Below are 15,329 nucleotides of genomic sequence, written 5' to 3'. Positions count from 1 at the left end.
CCTAAGATTCCGCTCTGGCAGATTCATCAAAAAAAGGGCCACGGCCGCAGCAAGGCCACCAGCCCGGAGACAACCTTTTATCGTGAGCACCGCATGAGTACTTTTTCAGCCATAGACTTGACCGTTTTTCTTGTGTATTTCGTCCTGGTCGCCGGTTATGGCATCTGGGTTTACCGGCGCAAGCAAGGCGGCTCCGGCAAAGCCTCGCATGATTATTTCCTGGCCGAGGGTTCGCTGACCTGGTGGGCCATCGGCGCCTCGCTGATCGCCTCCAACATCTCGGCCGAGCAGTTCATCGGCATGAGCGGCTCCGGCTTCAGGATCGGCATGGCGATCGCCGTGTACGAGCTGATGGCGGCCGCCACGCTGGTGATCGTGGCCGTGTTCTTCATGCCGGTTTATTTGAAGAACCGCATCTACACCATGCCGCAGTTCCTCGAACAGCGCTACGGCAAGGCGGTGGCCACCACCATGGCGTTGTTCTGGCTGGGTCTGTACGTGGTGGTCAACCTGACCTCCATCCTCTACCTGGGCGCGCTGGCCATCAGCAGCCTGTCGGGCATCGCCCTGCTGCCGTGCATGCTGTTCCTGGCGGTCTTTGCGGCGGTGATCACGCTGGGCGGCATGAAGGTGATCGGCTACACCGACGTGGTGCAGGTGACCTGCCTGGTGGTCGGCGGCCTGGTCACCACCTGGCTGGCGCTCGACATGGTGGCCGCGCTGGCACACAAGCAAGGCGCGCTGTCCGGCCTGTCCGAACTGTACAACCACACCCGCGACCACTTCGACATGGTGCTCACGCGCGACAATCCCAACTACATGGACCTGCCCGGCCTGTCGGTGCTGCTGGGCGGCATGTGGATCGTCAACCTGAACTACTGGGGCTGCAATCAATACATCACCCAGCGCGCCTTGGGCGCCGACCTGCCGACCGCGCGCAAGGGCCTGCTGTTCGCGGCCTTCCTGAAGCTGCTGATGCCGGTGATCGTGGTCTTGCCCGGCATCGCCGCCTACGCGCTGGACAAGTCCGGCGCGCTGGGCGACGCCATGAAGGTCGGCGGCGAAGTCAATCCCGACCGCGCCTACCCTATCCTGCTGGGCCTGTTGCCATCGGGCCTGAAGGGCATCGCCTTCGCCGCGCTGACGGCGGCCGTGGTGGCCTCGCTGGCCGGCAAGGCCAACAGCATCGCCACCATCTTCACGCTCGACATCTACAAAAAGGCCTTCAACAAGCAGGCCAGCGAACAGCGCATGGTGTGGATCGGCCGCGTCAGCGTGGTGGTGGCGATGGTGCTGGCCGTGCTGATCGCGCCGATGCTGGGCATCGACAAGAAAGGCGGCTTCCAGTACATCCAGGAATACACCGGCTTCGTCTCGCCCGGCATCCTGGCCATGTTCCTGCTGGGCTTCTTCTGGAAAAAGACCACGGCCGGCGCGGCCATGTTCGCCACCCTGGGCGGCCTGGTCGGTTCGATCGTGCTGAAGTTCCTGCCGACGATGATGGACCTGTCGTTCCTGGTGCCGATCGGCTTTGCCAAGGTCACGTCCAGCGGCCTGGCCGAGATCCCCTTCCTCGACCGCATGTTCATCGTGTTCTGGGTGGTGGTGGCCGGCATGGTCGTCATCAGCAAGATGGCCGGCGTCAAGCGCGACAGCTTGTCGAAGCACATGCATATCGATACGTCGATGTTCCGTGTCGACGGCGCTTTCGCGCTGGGTTCGGCCGTGATCGCCGTCGCGCTGACGACGATCTACAGCCTTTGGTGGTAACGATTTAACGGGAGCGCTTGCCGTTCACATCGTAGACGGCGGCCTCCAGATGAACCACTGTGCTGACGGCCTGGTCGTCGGCAGCGCTGGTCGCCAGGGTGAGCTTGTAATCGCCCCTGGCGACCTTCCAGGTCTTCGATGCCGAGTCATAGACGGCCAGCAAGCGCGGATCGACGGTGACTGACGATTGAACACCCGCCCCCGGCTGCACCTCAACCTTCTGGAAGCCCGCCAAACGCTTGGGCGCTTCCCAGCGCGCGGTCAGCGGCGACACGTAGACCTGGGCCACCTGCTTGCCCGCCACCTTGCCCGCATTCCTCACCGTGAACGATGCCCGCACCACGCCGTCCTTGACGCTGGCGGCCAGGTCCGAGAAAGCAAACTCGGTGTACGACAAGCCATGGCCGAACGGGAACAAAGGCTTGAGCCCCTTCAGGTCGAACCACTTGTAGCCGACCGCCGCGCCTTCGCGGTAGTCGACATCGAAGCGGCGGTCCGCCACTTCGGGGAAGCCATCCAGCGCCGGGCGCGGCAACTGCGATTCCGAGGCCGGGAAGGTGGCCGGCAAATGGCCTGAAGGATTGACCTCGCCGAACAGCACGCCGGCAATCGCCTCGCCGCCGCTGGTGCCCGGATACCACGCCTCCAGCACGGCCGACACCTTGGGCAGCCACGGCATGGTCACCGGTCCGCCGGTTTCCAGCACCACGACGGTGTTGGCGTTGGCCGCCGCCACCGTGGCGATCAGCTCGTCCTGCTTGTCGGGCAGGGACAGGTTGGGCATGTCGAAGCCCTCGCCCGTCCATTGGGTCGCGAACACCAGCACCACGTCGCTGTCGCGCGCCAGCCTGGCCGCCGCGTCGCGGTCGCTGCCGTCGCTGTACGTCACCGTGGCCGACGGCATGCGCGCCTGGATGGCTTTCAACGGCGACGACGGATAAACCATGACCGGACCGGGCCAGGTCTTGGGCGTCAACTCCGGCGCGGCATTGCCGCCAACCGGATACACCAGCGACGAACCGCCGCCGGCCAGCACGCCACGGTCGGCATAGCCGCCGATCACCGCGATGCGTTTGGCGGCGCGGTTCAGCGGCAAGGCGCCGTTGCTGTTTTTCAGCAGCACCATGCCCTCCTGCGCATCCTTGCGCGACACCGCCGCGTGCGCATTGAAGTCGATCGCTTGCGGCGCCGGCGCCACCGGGTGGTCCACCACGCCGTGCGCGAACATCGCATACAGGATGCGGCGCACCATGTCGTCCAGGCGCGCCTGCGGCACCCAGCCGTTCAGCACGGCCTCCTTCAGCGGCGGGCCGAAATAATCGGCCAGGTCGAACGGCATGCCGGATTGCTGGTCCAGGCCGGCATTGGCGGCCGGCACCGTGCTGTGCGTCGCGCCCCAGTCCGACATCACCCAGCCCTTGAAGCCCCAGTCCTTCTTCAGCACCTGGTTCAGCAGATAGTCGTTCTCGCAGGCATACACGCCGTTGACGCGGTTGTAGGAACACATGACCGCGCCGGGATTGCCGTCCTCGTTGGCGATCTGCAAGGCCAGCAGGTCCGACATGCGCGCCGAACGGTCGTCGATCCTGACGTTGAGCGTGGTGCGGCCGGTTTCCTGGTCGTTCAGGGCAAAGTGCTTGAGCGTGGACACCACGCGGTTCGACTGGATGCCCTTGATTTGCGCGCCGACGATCTTGCCGGCCAACAGCGGATCCTCGCCCGCGTATTCGAAGTTGCGGCCGTTGCGCGGCTCGCGCATCAGGTTGACGCCGCCGGCCAGCAGCACATTGAAGCCGTAGGCGCGCGCTTCCGCGCCGATCATGGCGCCGCCCGCATAGGCGGTCTGCAGATCCCAGGTGGCCGCCGTGTTCAGGCCGGACGGCAGCGCCGTGCCCTGGCGCGCGTCCGGCCCGGCCTGGCTGGCCACGCCCAGGCCGGCGTCGGTTTCCCACAGGTTGGGGATGCCCAGGCGCGGCACGCCATAGATAAAGCCGGCCGACTGCTTGTGCGCCGGCGCCGGCCGCGTGGTCTTTTTGTATTCCATGTCGGCGCCGAGGTAGCCGTAGACCAGCTTGAGCTTCTCGTCCAACGTCATCGCCGCGACCGCCAGGCGGGCCCGCTCCTGCGCATCCAGTTGCGCGTTCATCCACGGCATGGCCGCAGGCGCGGCAGTCTCGCCTCCGGTTTGCGCGTTGGCGCTGCCGCAGCAAAGCGCCACGGCGGCCGCCAGCAGGCTGAATTTTCTCTTCAATTTCATTTGTCTCCATCACTTTCTGAATTGTTTGCGGGCGATTGTGCCCCCGGCGCGCAAGCCGGGCAATTACGAAAATGACGAAAAGCCGGAACGATATTCCGCAACAACGACAAATCCGGCCGCCTCCCGGAAGAAGGCGGCCGGATCGTCAGCAACGTTTATTTGAAGCTGTAGTCCAGGCTGACATACACGTAGCGGCCGCGCGGATCGCCCCAGCTGTCGTTGTAACCCAGCGAGGAACCCGGATCGAAGGCCGGATCGCGGTTGAACACGTTGTTGGCGCCGACGCGGATCACCGCGTTCTTGATGCCCGAATAGGCCAGCGATGCGTCCAGCGTGGCGATGGCGGGAATCCGCCGTCCCTTGGCATAGAAGTCATACCATTGGTTCTGCACGGCCGACGGCGTGCGATCGACCTTGGTGCCGGCCACGTACTTGACGATGCCGGTGCCGCTCCACGGTCCCTGATCCCAGTTCACGCCGACGTTGGCCAGCACGCGCGGATTGCCGTATTCGCCGGCATCGCACGAGGTGTTGTTCGCGCAGTTGATGTAGACGTTGTCGGCCAACAGCACCGTGTCGTAGCGCAGCGTGTAATTGGCTTCGCTAAACACCTTGAAGCGGCCCAGCTTTTCGGTACGGAAGGTGTAGGACGCTTCCAGGTCGATGCCGGAGGTGTGCGACTGGAAGCGGTTGACCCAGCCAGTCTTGATGTTGGACAGTTCGCCGCGCAAAGGACCCAGCCGCGCCCGGTCGGCCGCCGACAGCGCCGCATAGGCCGCGATATCCTCGGCGGTGACTTCGTCGCGCGTTACATGCGACTTGTAGGCGCCATCTTCGTTATCGAGCACCGTTGTGTTGTCGAGGACGTCAATCTTGTTTTTCCACTTGATATCGTAGTAGGTCAGGCCGATGTTCAGGTCCTTGAACGGTTCGATGACGAAGCCGATGTTGTATTGGTTCGATTTCTCCGGCTGCAGATTCTTGGTGCCGACGTTGGACGCCTTCACGTAGCGGGTGCAATAGGTATCGAAATAGACATCGCCCTCCACGCAGCGGTGCGGGTCCTTGGTGGCCGAGAAGGAATCCCGGCCTTCGCTGAAGCGCTGCGGCAGCGACGGCGCCACCATGCCGGTGCTGTAGTTCGCGCGCAGCATGATCTCCTTGCTCGGCTTCCACTTCAGGCCGAACTTGGGATTGGTGGTGGCGCCGGCCAGCTCATATTTGTCGTAGCGCACGGCGGCCTGGGCCTCCAGTGTCTTCAGCAGCGGCAGGCTCAGCTCCGCATACACGGCCGACAGTTTTTCCGAACCCGAGATCGGCGGCAACACCGCGTACTGGCCCAGCAAGCCCTGCTGCCAATCCTGCGACGGCGTGTATGACAGCGAATTCTTGCGCAGCTCGGACCCCACCGAGACGCCGACCTTCCCGCCCGGCAGCTCGCCGAATTCGGTCCCGGCCTGCACCTTGATGGAATCGGTTTTGCTGCGGGTCTTCACATACATTTCGCCCGACAGTTCCCTGATCAAGGCGTCCGAATTGCTGTTGACGCCGAAGGGATTGAAGCGCCCGTCGTCGACCGCCTTGTTCAATTCCTCCAGCTTGTAGGCGCCCAGGGTATCGGTGCGGCCCCGTTCCTCGCCGTGCGACAAGGTCGCCGACCAGTCCCAGCCGGCCAGCTCGCCCTTTAGCCCGGTCAGCAGCCAGATATTGTCGACATTGGTCTTGATGCCGCCCTCGTAGACCGGAAAATCGCGCCGCACCGTCACCGGCTTGCCGTAGGTGTTGAAGGGGTTCGAGGCCGGGATGACCAGGTTGTTGCGCGCGCGGTTCTGCAGCCACGACGACTGGCCGACGATGCGCTTGTCGAAGTTGGTGAAGAAAGCATTGGCGAACAAGGTCAGGTCCGGCGCGAGGTCCCAGTTCAGGGCGGCGGTGGCGCCGGCGCGGCGCGACGGCTTGACCAGGTCGGTGAATTCCGCCGTCGCCGACAGGCAGCCGTTGCGGGTCGGCGAAGGGAACCATTCGGCGCCGCTCGGATACGGCAGCTTGGAGCCTGGCAGGCATCCCGGGTCGGCGAAGCGGTTGCCGCCGATCGACAGCGTGCCGGCGTCGGTGCCGTGGGCGCCGTAGACGTTGGCGTACTGCAGGCCACCGCTGGCGCCGAAGTCGATGTGGTTGGCCCAGTCGCGGTCGGTGCCCTTGATGCGCTTGGTGTCCTCGACCATCGCCGCGTAGGTCAGGTTGAATTTCTGCGTGGCGCGGTCGCCGTAGCCGCCGGCCACCGACAGCTTGCGCACATCGCCGCCGCCCAGCGTGGTGGTGCCGTAGCTGGTGCTCAGGTCCACGCCCTGGTAGTTCTGGCGCATGATGAAGTTGATCACGCCACCCACCGCATCGGTGCCGTAGATCGCCGAGGCGCCGTCCTTGAGCACCTCGATGCGCTCGATCGCCGCCAGCGGCAGCATGTTCAAGTCCACCGAGGTGAAGCCGTTGGAGTCGTCCGAGCCGGACACCGGCAGGCGGTTGCCGTTCAACAGGATCAGGGTCGGCATGCCGCGCAGGCTGGCCGTGGTGGCGCCGTTGCGGAAGTCGTTGCCGCCGCCGAAATCGCGGCCGTTGCCGCCGACCGAAGGCAGGTTGCGCAACACGTCGAGCACCGAGGTCGCGCCCGAGCGCTTGATGTCTTCCTTGGTGATCAGGGTCATCGGCGAGACGCCCTCTTGGGCGATGCGCTTGATGTTACTGCCGGTGATTTCCACCCGCTCCATCTTGGCGTCCGGCTTGGGCGCCTGCTCCATCTGCGCGTACGCCGCGCCGTGGGCCGACAACAAGGCCAGCGCCAACTTCACCCAGCGCACACATATTTTTTCCTGAAACATATTACTCGTCTCCTAGTGATGACGTCCCCCATCGCGTGTGGGGAATCGTTGTAATGAAACTGCCGGTTTGCTTCGATGGCGTGTGTCAACAGACTATCGAATCGCAACAGAGCTTACGTGGATGGGTAACCGACGTCTTGGCAGTCTCAACACTGGAAACCAACGAAATCGGCACAACCGGGACCAAAACGAACATGGCTCCCGAAGGAGCCACGTCGTAAAACCACTGCCTGGACAGGCTGATGGCGGCTAGCCGGAATGCTCTTCCGTCTGCTTGGCGGCGTACATGGCCTGGTCGGCATAGCGCATCAACTGCGCGATGTCGGCGCCGTGGTCGGGGTAGTGCGCGACCCCGACGCTGGCGGTGATCGCCAGGCCCAGGCCGGTGGTCAGCAGCATCGGCGCCGCCAGCACCTGGTGGATCTTGTCGACGATCTGCAGGGCGTCGTCGGCCACCAGCACTTCTTCCACAATGATGACGAACTCGTCCCCGCCCAGCCGCGCCACGGTGTCCGATTCGCGCACGCAGCGCTTCAGCCGGTGCGCCACTTCGCGCAACAGCAGGTCGCCGCAGGCATGGCCGTGCTCGTCGTTGACCTGCTTGAACTTGTTCAGGTCGATGAACAGCAGGGCCAGCCGGCACTGGTGGCGCTGGGCGCGCGCCACCGCCATCTGCAGGCGGTCGAGGAACAGCCGGCGGTTGGGCAGCTGGGTCAGCTCATCGTGCTGGGCCATGAAGCGCAGCCTGGAATGCAGTTGCTTGCGCTGGATCGCCGTCGCCACCTGGTTGGAGACAAACATCAGCAATTCCTGGTCCTGGTCGGTGTAGCCGGACTGCTCAGGGCCGTCGCCGCTCTGCAGCATCAGCACGCCGATGCTGCCCTGGCTGGTCGTCAGCGGCACGCCCAGCCAGCAATCGGGCAGCATGCCGGCCGCCTGCAATGCCGGCGGCAGCGCGGCGGCGGTGGCGGGCGTCAGCAGCACCGGCTGGCCGCCGCGCAGCACTTGCTCCCCCAGCCAGCACGCCAGCGGCGGCGGCGCGGCGCCGCCATGGGCGTTGACGTGATAGGAAAACTCCACGCCCTCGCCCCTGTCGCCGCGTAGCGCAACGGCGAATCCGGGCGCCGGCAGCATGGCGCCGATAATCTGGTGGATATGGCGGAACAAGGCCGGCAGGTCGTCGCTGGCATGGGCCGCTTCCGAGATCGCATACAGCGCCGCCTGCATCGTTTCGGCCTGCTTGGTCGCCGTGATATCCCGCGCCACGGCCACGCGCAGTTGGTCGGCCTCGGACCAGCGCGCCGACCACATGATATGGACGATCTTGCCGTCCTTGCGGACGTAGCGGTTTTCGAAGTGGGAGGCAGGCTGGCCATCCATGATGGTGCGGGCCGCCGCCAGCGTGCGTTCGCGGTCGGCCGGCGCGACCAGGTTGATCATCTGCATGCCGATCATCTCCTGCGGCGCATAGCCGAAGATGCGCTCGCAGGCGGCGCTGACAAACACGAAGCGGCCGTCCGCATCGACCATGCAGACGGCATCCATCAGCAGGTCGGTGAAGCGGGCTATCGTGGCGGCGGTCGATTTATGCATATCGGCCGATTTTAGTCCCGAAAACGGCCGGCAAGGCGTTCCGCGGCGTTTTGTGACCAAAGACCAACACCCGCACGGATACCCGGCCCGGAACGGCAATGCCGGGAATTGCTGCAAATCATACCCGGAGTCGGTGATTTTCATAATTGCGGCCCCATGACGGCTCTGCAATCATGGAGCGCCCAAAATACGGGCATCACGCGCAAGGGCCCCCAAGGCAAGCATGCCCCACCCGAATACAGGAGACTGACATGAGCACGCACCACCCCGCCCGCCGCCGGCGCACCACGCTGGCCGCCACGATGACCACGATCGCGCTCGGCGCCGCGGCCGTGGCCCAGGGCGCGCCGATCGCCACGCTCGACCGCAACGGCGCCTGGGTCGCGGTCGAGGCCTATGGCCCGAACGTGGTGCGCATCACGCTGGCCGCCGACAAGGCCGAGGCGCTGAAAGGCGCCGGCTACGGCATCCTGGCCGGCGGCGCCGACAACAGCGCCTTCCGCCACAGCAGCGGCAAGGACGGCGACAGCTTCACCTCGCCGGCGCTGAGCCTGCACGTCGCAGCGGCGCCGGCGGCGCGCACGCCGAGCATGGCCGAAAAATACTTCGCGCCGCAACTGGCGCCGCTGGCGCTGCAGGTGAAGAACGCCAAGGGAGAACTGCTGCTCGACATGACCGGCTGGGAGATGGCGCCGCAAACCGTCAACACCGAAAAGACCTACCAGACCGGCGCCTCGTTCAGCGCGCCGGCCGACGAGCACTACTACGGCATGGGGCAGAACCAGGAATCGACCGGCCCGCTCGACCTGCGCGGCCGCGTCATCGACTGCAAGCACTGGTACGACGCCCCGGCCGGCGAGACGGTGTGCGTGCCGTTCATGGTGTCGTCCAAGGGCTACGGCATCGTCTGGGACAACCCGTCGGCGACCCGCTTCATCGCCGGCGTCAACGGCCGCACCGGCTTCCAGTCCAGCGTGGGCGAGCGCGTCAGCTTCTTCGTCATCACCGGCAATACGCCGGAAGAACTGTATTCGGGCTACGCGCGGGTGACCGGCAGGACGCCGATCCCGCCCAAGGCCGCGTTCGGGCTGATCCAGTCCAAGGCGCGCTACGACAGCCAGCAGGAAGTGCTGCGCGTGGCCAACACCTACCGCCAGAAGAAGTACCCGCTCGACATCATGGTGGTCGACTGGTTCTACTGGACCCGCATGGGCCAGCTCGACATCGACCCGGCGCAGTTCCCCGACCCGGACGCGATGAACAAGGAACTGCACGGCCTGGGCATGCAGTCGATCATCTCGATCTGGCCGCGCTTCGAGACGGCCGGCCGCTATTTCAACGAGCTCGACGCGAAGGGCTACTTCCTCAAGGACAAGGACGGCAAGACCGTCGACGGCCTGCCGTCGCGCGCCGACCGCACCGGCGCGCTGATCGACGCCACCAACCCGGCGGCACGCAAATGGTACTGGGAGCACGCGCGCGACAACATCCTCTCGCACGGCTTCGACTATCCGTGGCTGGACGAGACCGAGCCGGACCTGGTGCCGGACGGCTATTTCTACGCGATCGGCTCGGGCGACCGCTATCACAACGTGTTCCCGCTGCTGCACGTCGAAGGCGTGGCCGACGGCATGCGCGCGTGGAAGCCGAACAAGCGCGCGCTGATCCTGTCGCGCGCCGCCTACCTCGGCGCCCAGCGCACCGGCGCGCTGTTCTGGTCGTCCGACATCCAGCCGTCCTGGGAAGCGCTGGCGCGCCAGATTCCCACCGGCCTGAACATGACGGCCTCCGGCATCGCCTACTGGGGCAACGACATCGGCGGCTGGCAGTGGCTGTCGCAGAGCACCAAGGCCACCAAGACGCCGCTGCTCGACCCGGCCGGCGCCGCCGACACCGTCGGCCAGAACCACGACTATCCGGAACTGTTCACGCGCTGGTTCCAGTACGGCACCTTCCTGCCGACCTTGCGCGTGCACGGCGACCGCAAACACACGGAAATCTGGGAATTCGGCGCCCAGGCCGAGGCCATCCTGGCCCGCTACGACCGGCTGCGCTACCAGCTCATGCCCTACCTCTACAGCCAGGCCAAGGCGACCTGGGACAGCGGCGCGCCCTTCATGCGGCCGCTGTGGATGGATTTCCCGAACGACCCGCAGGTGGCCAACATCGGCACGCAGTACATGTTCGGCCCGGCGTTCCTGGTCGCGCCCGTGACCGAGCAGGGGCAGACGCAGAAAGACGTCTACCTGCCGGCCGGCAGCGACTGGTACAACTTCTGGACCAATGAAAAGCTGACCGGCGGACGCTGGATCAAGGCGGCCGCGCCGATCGAGCAGATCCCGGTGTTCGTCCGGGCCGGCGCCATCGTGCCGCTGGGCGCGGAGATCCAGTCGACCGCGACCCGCCAGGCGATCGCCGAGCTCAGGGTCTATCCGGGCAAGGACGGCGACTTCGCGCTGTACGACGACGATGGCGTGTCCTACGACTACCAGCAGGGCAAGGGCACGCTGGCGCGGCTGCACTGGAACGACGGCGCCGGCCGCCTGACGGTGGGCGGCGACGCCGAGCTGGCGCGCCAGGCGCCCGCCCTGCTCAAGGTGGTCGGGAAATAGGCCGGCTAGCGCTGCAGCGACAACCGGTAGACGGTGGTCTGGCGATAGACCTCGCCGGGGCGCAGCATCAGCTGCGGCCAGCCCTGGCTCACCAGGCTGGGCCGGGGCTGGGCGTGCAGCGACAGGCCGCGCCGCCACCGATGCGGCGCGGCCGGTGGCTCCGCATCGGGGCCGCCGGCGCGAAATTGCAGGACCGCCTCGGTGCTGTACATCTGCAGACGGCGGCCCGAGCCGGGATCGATCACGCGCGCCACTTCGCGCAACGCGCCCTGTCCGCCGGCGTAGTGGTCGCCGACGAAGAAGCAGTGGTCGAAGCCGCCCGCCACCTGGATCTGGGTGTCGGGCCAGCACAGGCGCGCGCCGATCGGCGCCGGATGGCGGAAGTCGAACGGCGTGCCGCCCACCGTCGCCACGCCGGCCGGCATGCCGCCGGCGTCGACTTCCACGTAATAGTCGGCGCAGATCTGCAGCATGTGGCCGCCGACGTCGGCGTCACCGCTGTTGAGGTTGAAGCAAGGGGGCGGCTGCGCCGGGCACGGCGTGGGCGCCGCGGCCAAGGCGGCATGCTCGACGACCAGGTTGCCGTCGTCGTCGAGATGGTAGCTCAGCTGCAGCTCGGCGGCGTCCGGCGTGATGCGCCGCAGCGCCACGCCGCCTCCGGCGCGGCGTCCCTGCCAGCGGGGCGGCGCAAACAGCGGGCCGTGACGGTCGGGCGCGGCCAGCAGCACGTCGGCGATCCGCCCGTAGCGGTCGGGCGCGCGCCACGCGTGCAGCGCGGCGCCGCATTCGCTGATCGTCACCGCCATGCCGCCGGCGTTCCTGAGCGTAAACAAGCGGTGTTCGCCGGTGGTGCCGGCAAGGGGTGTAGTCATCATGGAACATTCAGGGCACGGTGGTCGAAAATGGCGTTTTACCCATTTTGCAACCGGCCGCATGGCGCATCAATTACGAAAATCCTCAACCGGCGGAATGATTCTGCCGAAGCGCGCGCCGCCGGCGTTTGCGCCGGGTGGTATTGGGCAATAATGCCAACGCAGCAGGCCGGGCCGGGGCAGCTACGCCTTGGCCCACCATCAAAAAGGGCGCGGCCGAGGCAAGGCCGACCGCCCGGAGACAACCTCTTTATCGTGAGCATTGCATGAGCACTTTTTCCACCATAGACGTCACCGTCTTTCTGTTTTATTTCGTCCTGGTCGCCGGTTATGGCATCTGGGTCTACCGGCGCAAGCAGGCCGGTTCCGGTTCGGCTTCACACGACTACTTCCTGGCCGAGGGGTCGCTGACCTGGTGGGCCATCGGCGCCTCGCTGATCGCCTCCAACATCTCGGCCGAGCAGTTCATCGGCATGAGCGGCTCCGGCTTCAGGATCGGCATGGCGATCGCCGTGTACGAGCTGATGGCGGCCGCCACGCTGGTGATCGTGGCCGTGTTCTTCATGCCGGTTTATTTGAAGAACCGCATCTACACCATGCCGCAGTTCCTCGAACAGCGCTACGGCAAGGCGGTGGCCACCACCATGGCGCTGTTCTGGCTGGGCCTGTACGTGGTGGTCAACCTGACCTCCATCCTCTACCTGGGCGCGCTGGCCATCAGCAGCCTGTCGGGCATCGCCCTGCTGCCGTGCATGCTGTTCCTGGCGGTGTTCGCGGCGGTGATCACGCTGGGCGGCATGAAGGTGATCGGCTACACCGACGTGGTGCAGGTCACCTGCCTGGTGGTCGGCGGCCTGGTCACCACCTGGCTGGCGCTTGACATGGTGGCCGCGCTGGCGCACAAGCAAGGCGCGCTGTCTGGCCTGTCCGAGCTGTACAACCACACCCGCGACCACTTCGACATGGTGCTCGCGCGCGACAATCCCAACTACATGGACTTGCCCGGCCTGTCGGTGCTGCTGGGCGGCATGTGGATCGTCAACCTGAACTACTGGGGCTGCAACCAGTACATCACCCAGCGCGCCTTGGGCGCCGACCTGCCGACCGCGCGCAAGGGCTTGCTGTTCGCGGCCTTCCTGAAGCTGCTGATGCCGGTGATCGTGGTCTTGCCCGGCATCGCCGCCTACGCGCTGGACAAGTCCGGCGCGCTGGGCGACGCCATGAAGGTCGGCGGCGAAGTCAATCCCGACCGCGCCTACCCTATCCTGCTGGGCCTGTTGCCATCGGGCCTGAAGGGCATCGCCTTCGCCGCGCTGACGGCGGCCGTGGTGGCCTCGCTGGCCGGCAAGGCCAACAGCATCGCCACCATCTTCACGCTCGACATCTACAAAAAGGCCTTCAACAAGCAGGCCAGCGAACAGCGCATGGTGTGGATCGGCCGCGTCAGCGTGGTGGTGGCGATGGTGCTGGCCGTGCTGATCGCGCCGATGCTGGGCATCGACAAGAAAGGCGGCTTCCAGTACATCCAGGAATACACCGGCTTCGTCTCGCCCGGCATCCTGGCCATGTTCCTGCTGGGCTTCTTCTGGAAGAAAACCACGGCCGGCGCCGCCATGTTCGCCACCTTGGGCGGCCTGGTCGGTTCGATCGTGCTGAAGTTCCTGCCGACGATGATGGACCTGTCGTTCCTGGCGTCGACCGGCTTCTCCAAGGCCAACGGCAGCGGCGTGTACGAAATTCCCTTCCTCGACCGCATGTTCATCGTGTTCTGGTTTGTGGTGGCCGGCATGGTCGTCATCAGCAAGATGGCCGGCGTCAAGCGCGACAGCTTATCGAAGCACATGCATATCGATACGTCGATGTTCCGCGTCGACGGCGCCTTCGCGTTCGGCTCGGCGCTTATCGCCGTCGCGCTAACGACGATCTACAGCCTCTGGTGGTAGGCGGCTGAAATGAAACAGGTCGCGTGCAGCGACCTGTTTCCTGGCCGCGCCGCTAGCCGGCGGCCGACCGCAGCCCGCGCGCGCCGAATGTGCGGTCGCGGTAGGCGCGCGGCGTACAACCCAGTTCGCGCTTGAAGACCAGGTGCATATACTGGGTCGAGCCGAAACCGCAGCCCAGCGCCACGTCGGCGATGCTGCGCTCGCCGCTGTCGAGGCCGGCCTTGGCGGCGTCCAGCTTGCAGCGCAACACGACGTCGTGCACGCTGCATCCCAGCTCCTGGCGGAAATAGGCTTCCAGCGAAGAACGCGACACGCCCAGATGCATCGCCACCTGATGGCTCTTGAGGCTCTCGCAGGCGTGCCGGCGGATGAAGTGGCAGGCCCGCATCACCAGCGGATGTCCGGCCGGCTGATGCAGGCTGGATGCGAGCACGTTGACGCCGGCCGGCGGCACCAGCACCGGCGCGTTCGGCACCCGGACCCGGTGCAGTTTCTGGCTCAGCAAATGGGCCGCGGTGCGCCCCATCTCGCGCGCGCCGTGCATGACCGAACTCAGCGGTATCGGGGTGAGCATGCGCACCAGCGGGTCGTTGTCGATGCCGATCAGGGCCACCTGCCCCGGCACCTCGATGCCGGCCATGCTGCAGGCCTGCAGCAGCTGGCGCGCGCGGGCGTCGGTGACGGCGATGATGCCGACCGGCTTGGGCAAGCCGCGCAGCCAGTCGACCTGGCGCTCGACCGCCTCGTCCCATGAGCAGGGGTTGGTCACGCAGCCGCGGAAGATCTCGGCTTCGCTGCGGTCGTTCCACATCAGGCGGCGGAACGCGTGTTCGCGCTCCTGCGCCCAGCGGTTTTCGCCGGACTCCGGCAGGCTGAACATGGCGAAGCGCTGCAGGCCGGCGTCGATCAGATGCTCGCGCGCCTGCTTGACCAGCCCGAAGTTGTCGGTCGCCACATAGGGCACGCCGGGCGGATACTGGTCCTCGGCGGCGTAGGAGCCGCCGACCGCCACCACCGGCAATTGGCAGTCCGACAAGGCCGCCGCCACGCCGGGGTCGTCGAAGTCAGCGATGATGCCGTCCCCCTGCCAGCTGCCGATGCCGGCCAGCCGCAGGCAAAAATCCTCCTCCAGGAACACTTCCCAGGCCAGCCGCGTGCTGCCCAGATAGTCGGCGATGCCTTCCAGTACCTCGCGGTCGAAAGTCTTGTTGGCGTTGAACAGCAGTGCAATCCGGTATGCTTTGGTGGCGCCCATGTCATGCCGGCGCCAGCTTGCGGCGCGGCGGCGCGCCCGTTGTTAAGCAGGTCATCGTCTCCTCCTTGTCGTTATTTTTTTATGTCAGCTACCCTCTCGGCCTGGCCGGAGCGCTGCATAGCAGGATAGGAAGATCAGCCGGCCCGCA

The 15,329-nt window shown here is 65.9% G+C and carries 8 protein-coding genes; 3 read left to right on the top strand and 5 right to left on the bottom strand.

Features of this window, described 5'->3' with window-relative positions; all coding sequences use genetic code 11:
* The first annotated feature begins 93 nt into the window (after positions 1–93).
* Positions 94–1,770, top strand: a complete 1,677-nt coding sequence (locus RUGAMON1_RS02445; RefSeq protein ID WP_445228987.1) for a sodium:solute symporter family transporter — start codon at positions 94–96, stop codon at positions 1,768–1,770.
* Between the two features lie 4 nt (positions 1,771–1,774).
* Here the strand turns inward: RUGAMON1_RS02445 and RUGAMON1_RS02440 are convergent, their stop codons facing one another.
* The 3 genes from RUGAMON1_RS02440 to RUGAMON1_RS02430 all read right to left on the bottom strand — a co-directional run bounded on the left by RUGAMON1_RS02440 (position 1,775) and on the right by RUGAMON1_RS02430 (position 8,499).
* Entirely contained in the window at positions 1,775–4,027 is a 2,253-nt protein-coding gene (locus tag RUGAMON1_RS02440; protein ID WP_445228986.1) for a glycoside hydrolase family 3 C-terminal domain-containing protein, read from the bottom strand.
* Positions 4,028–4,182: 155 nt separating this feature from the next.
* A complete protein-coding gene (locus tag RUGAMON1_RS02435; RefSeq protein WP_445228985.1) occupies positions 4,183–6,885 on the bottom strand; it encodes a TonB-dependent receptor in 2,703 nt (900 codons plus the stop codon).
* Positions 6,886–7,155: 270 nt separating this feature from the next.
* The gene (locus tag RUGAMON1_RS02430; protein ID WP_445228984.1) at positions 7,156–8,499 is read right to left on the bottom strand and encodes a diguanylate cyclase domain-containing protein; all 1,344 of its coding nucleotides are present in this window, start codon (positions 8,497–8,499) and stop codon (positions 7,156–7,158) included.
* A 251-nt stretch (positions 8,500–8,750) separates the two neighbouring features.
* On the opposite strand from RUGAMON1_RS02430, the gene RUGAMON1_RS02425 reads away from it, so the two are divergent.
* Positions 8,751–11,111 (top strand): glycoside hydrolase family 31 protein, encoded by a 2,361-nt coding sequence (locus tag RUGAMON1_RS02425; protein ID WP_445228983.1) that lies wholly within the window; start codon positions 8,751–8,753, stop codon positions 11,109–11,111.
* Between the two features lie 5 nt (positions 11,112–11,116).
* On the opposite strand, the gene RUGAMON1_RS02420 is transcribed toward RUGAMON1_RS02425, so the two are convergent.
* The gene (locus RUGAMON1_RS02420; protein WP_445228982.1) at positions 11,117–11,986 is read right to left on the bottom strand and encodes an aldose epimerase family protein; all 870 of its coding nucleotides are present in this window, start codon (positions 11,984–11,986) and stop codon (positions 11,117–11,119) included.
* Positions 11,987–12,249: 263 nt separating this feature from the next.
* Between RUGAMON1_RS02420 and RUGAMON1_RS02415 the strand changes: the two genes are divergently transcribed.
* Complete coding sequence (locus RUGAMON1_RS02415; RefSeq protein WP_445228981.1) at positions 12,250–13,926, top strand: sodium:solute symporter family transporter; 1,677 nt, start codon at positions 12,250–12,252, stop codon at positions 13,924–13,926.
* 52 nt (positions 13,927–13,978) lie between these two features.
* On the opposite strand, the gene RUGAMON1_RS02410 is transcribed toward RUGAMON1_RS02415, so the two are convergent.
* A complete protein-coding gene (locus tag RUGAMON1_RS02410) occupies positions 13,979–15,181 on the bottom strand; it encodes a XylR family transcriptional regulator (protein WP_445228980.1) in 1,203 nt (400 codons plus the stop codon).
* Positions 15,182–15,329: the final 148 nt, after the last annotated feature.

Source organism: Duganella rhizosphaerae (genome assembly GCF_040364205.1).
GTDB classification, from domain to species: Bacteria; Pseudomonadota; Gammaproteobacteria; order Burkholderiales; family Burkholderiaceae_D; genus Rugamonas; species Rugamonas rhizosphaerae.
The sequence above is the reverse complement of the archived record's forward strand: the minus strand, read 5'-3'. Positions and strand labels throughout refer to the sequence as shown.

Coding starts and splice junctions, on each gene's coding strand:
- RUGAMON1_RS02445 (WP_445228987.1), top strand. CDS start 94: ATGAGTACTTTTTCAGCCATAGACTTGACCGTTTTTCTTGTGTATTTC.
- RUGAMON1_RS02440 (WP_445228986.1), bottom strand. CDS start 4,027: ATGAAATTGAAGAGAAAATTCAGCCTGCTGGCGGCCGCCGTGGCGCTT.
- RUGAMON1_RS02430 (WP_445228984.1), bottom strand. CDS start 8,499: ATGCATAAATCGACCGCCGCCACGATAGCCCGCTTCACCGACCTGCTG.
- RUGAMON1_RS02425 (WP_445228983.1), top strand. CDS start 8,751: ATGAGCACGCACCACCCCGCCCGCCGCCGGCGCACCACGCTGGCCGCC.
- RUGAMON1_RS02420 (WP_445228982.1), bottom strand. CDS start 11,986: ATGATGACTACACCCCTTGCCGGCACCACCGGCGAACACCGCTTGTTT.
- RUGAMON1_RS02415 (WP_445228981.1), top strand. CDS start 12,250: ATGAGCACTTTTTCCACCATAGACGTCACCGTCTTTCTGTTTTATTTC.
- RUGAMON1_RS02410 (WP_445228980.1), bottom strand. CDS start 15,181: ATGGGCGCCACCAAAGCATACCGGATTGCACTGCTGTTCAACGCCAAC.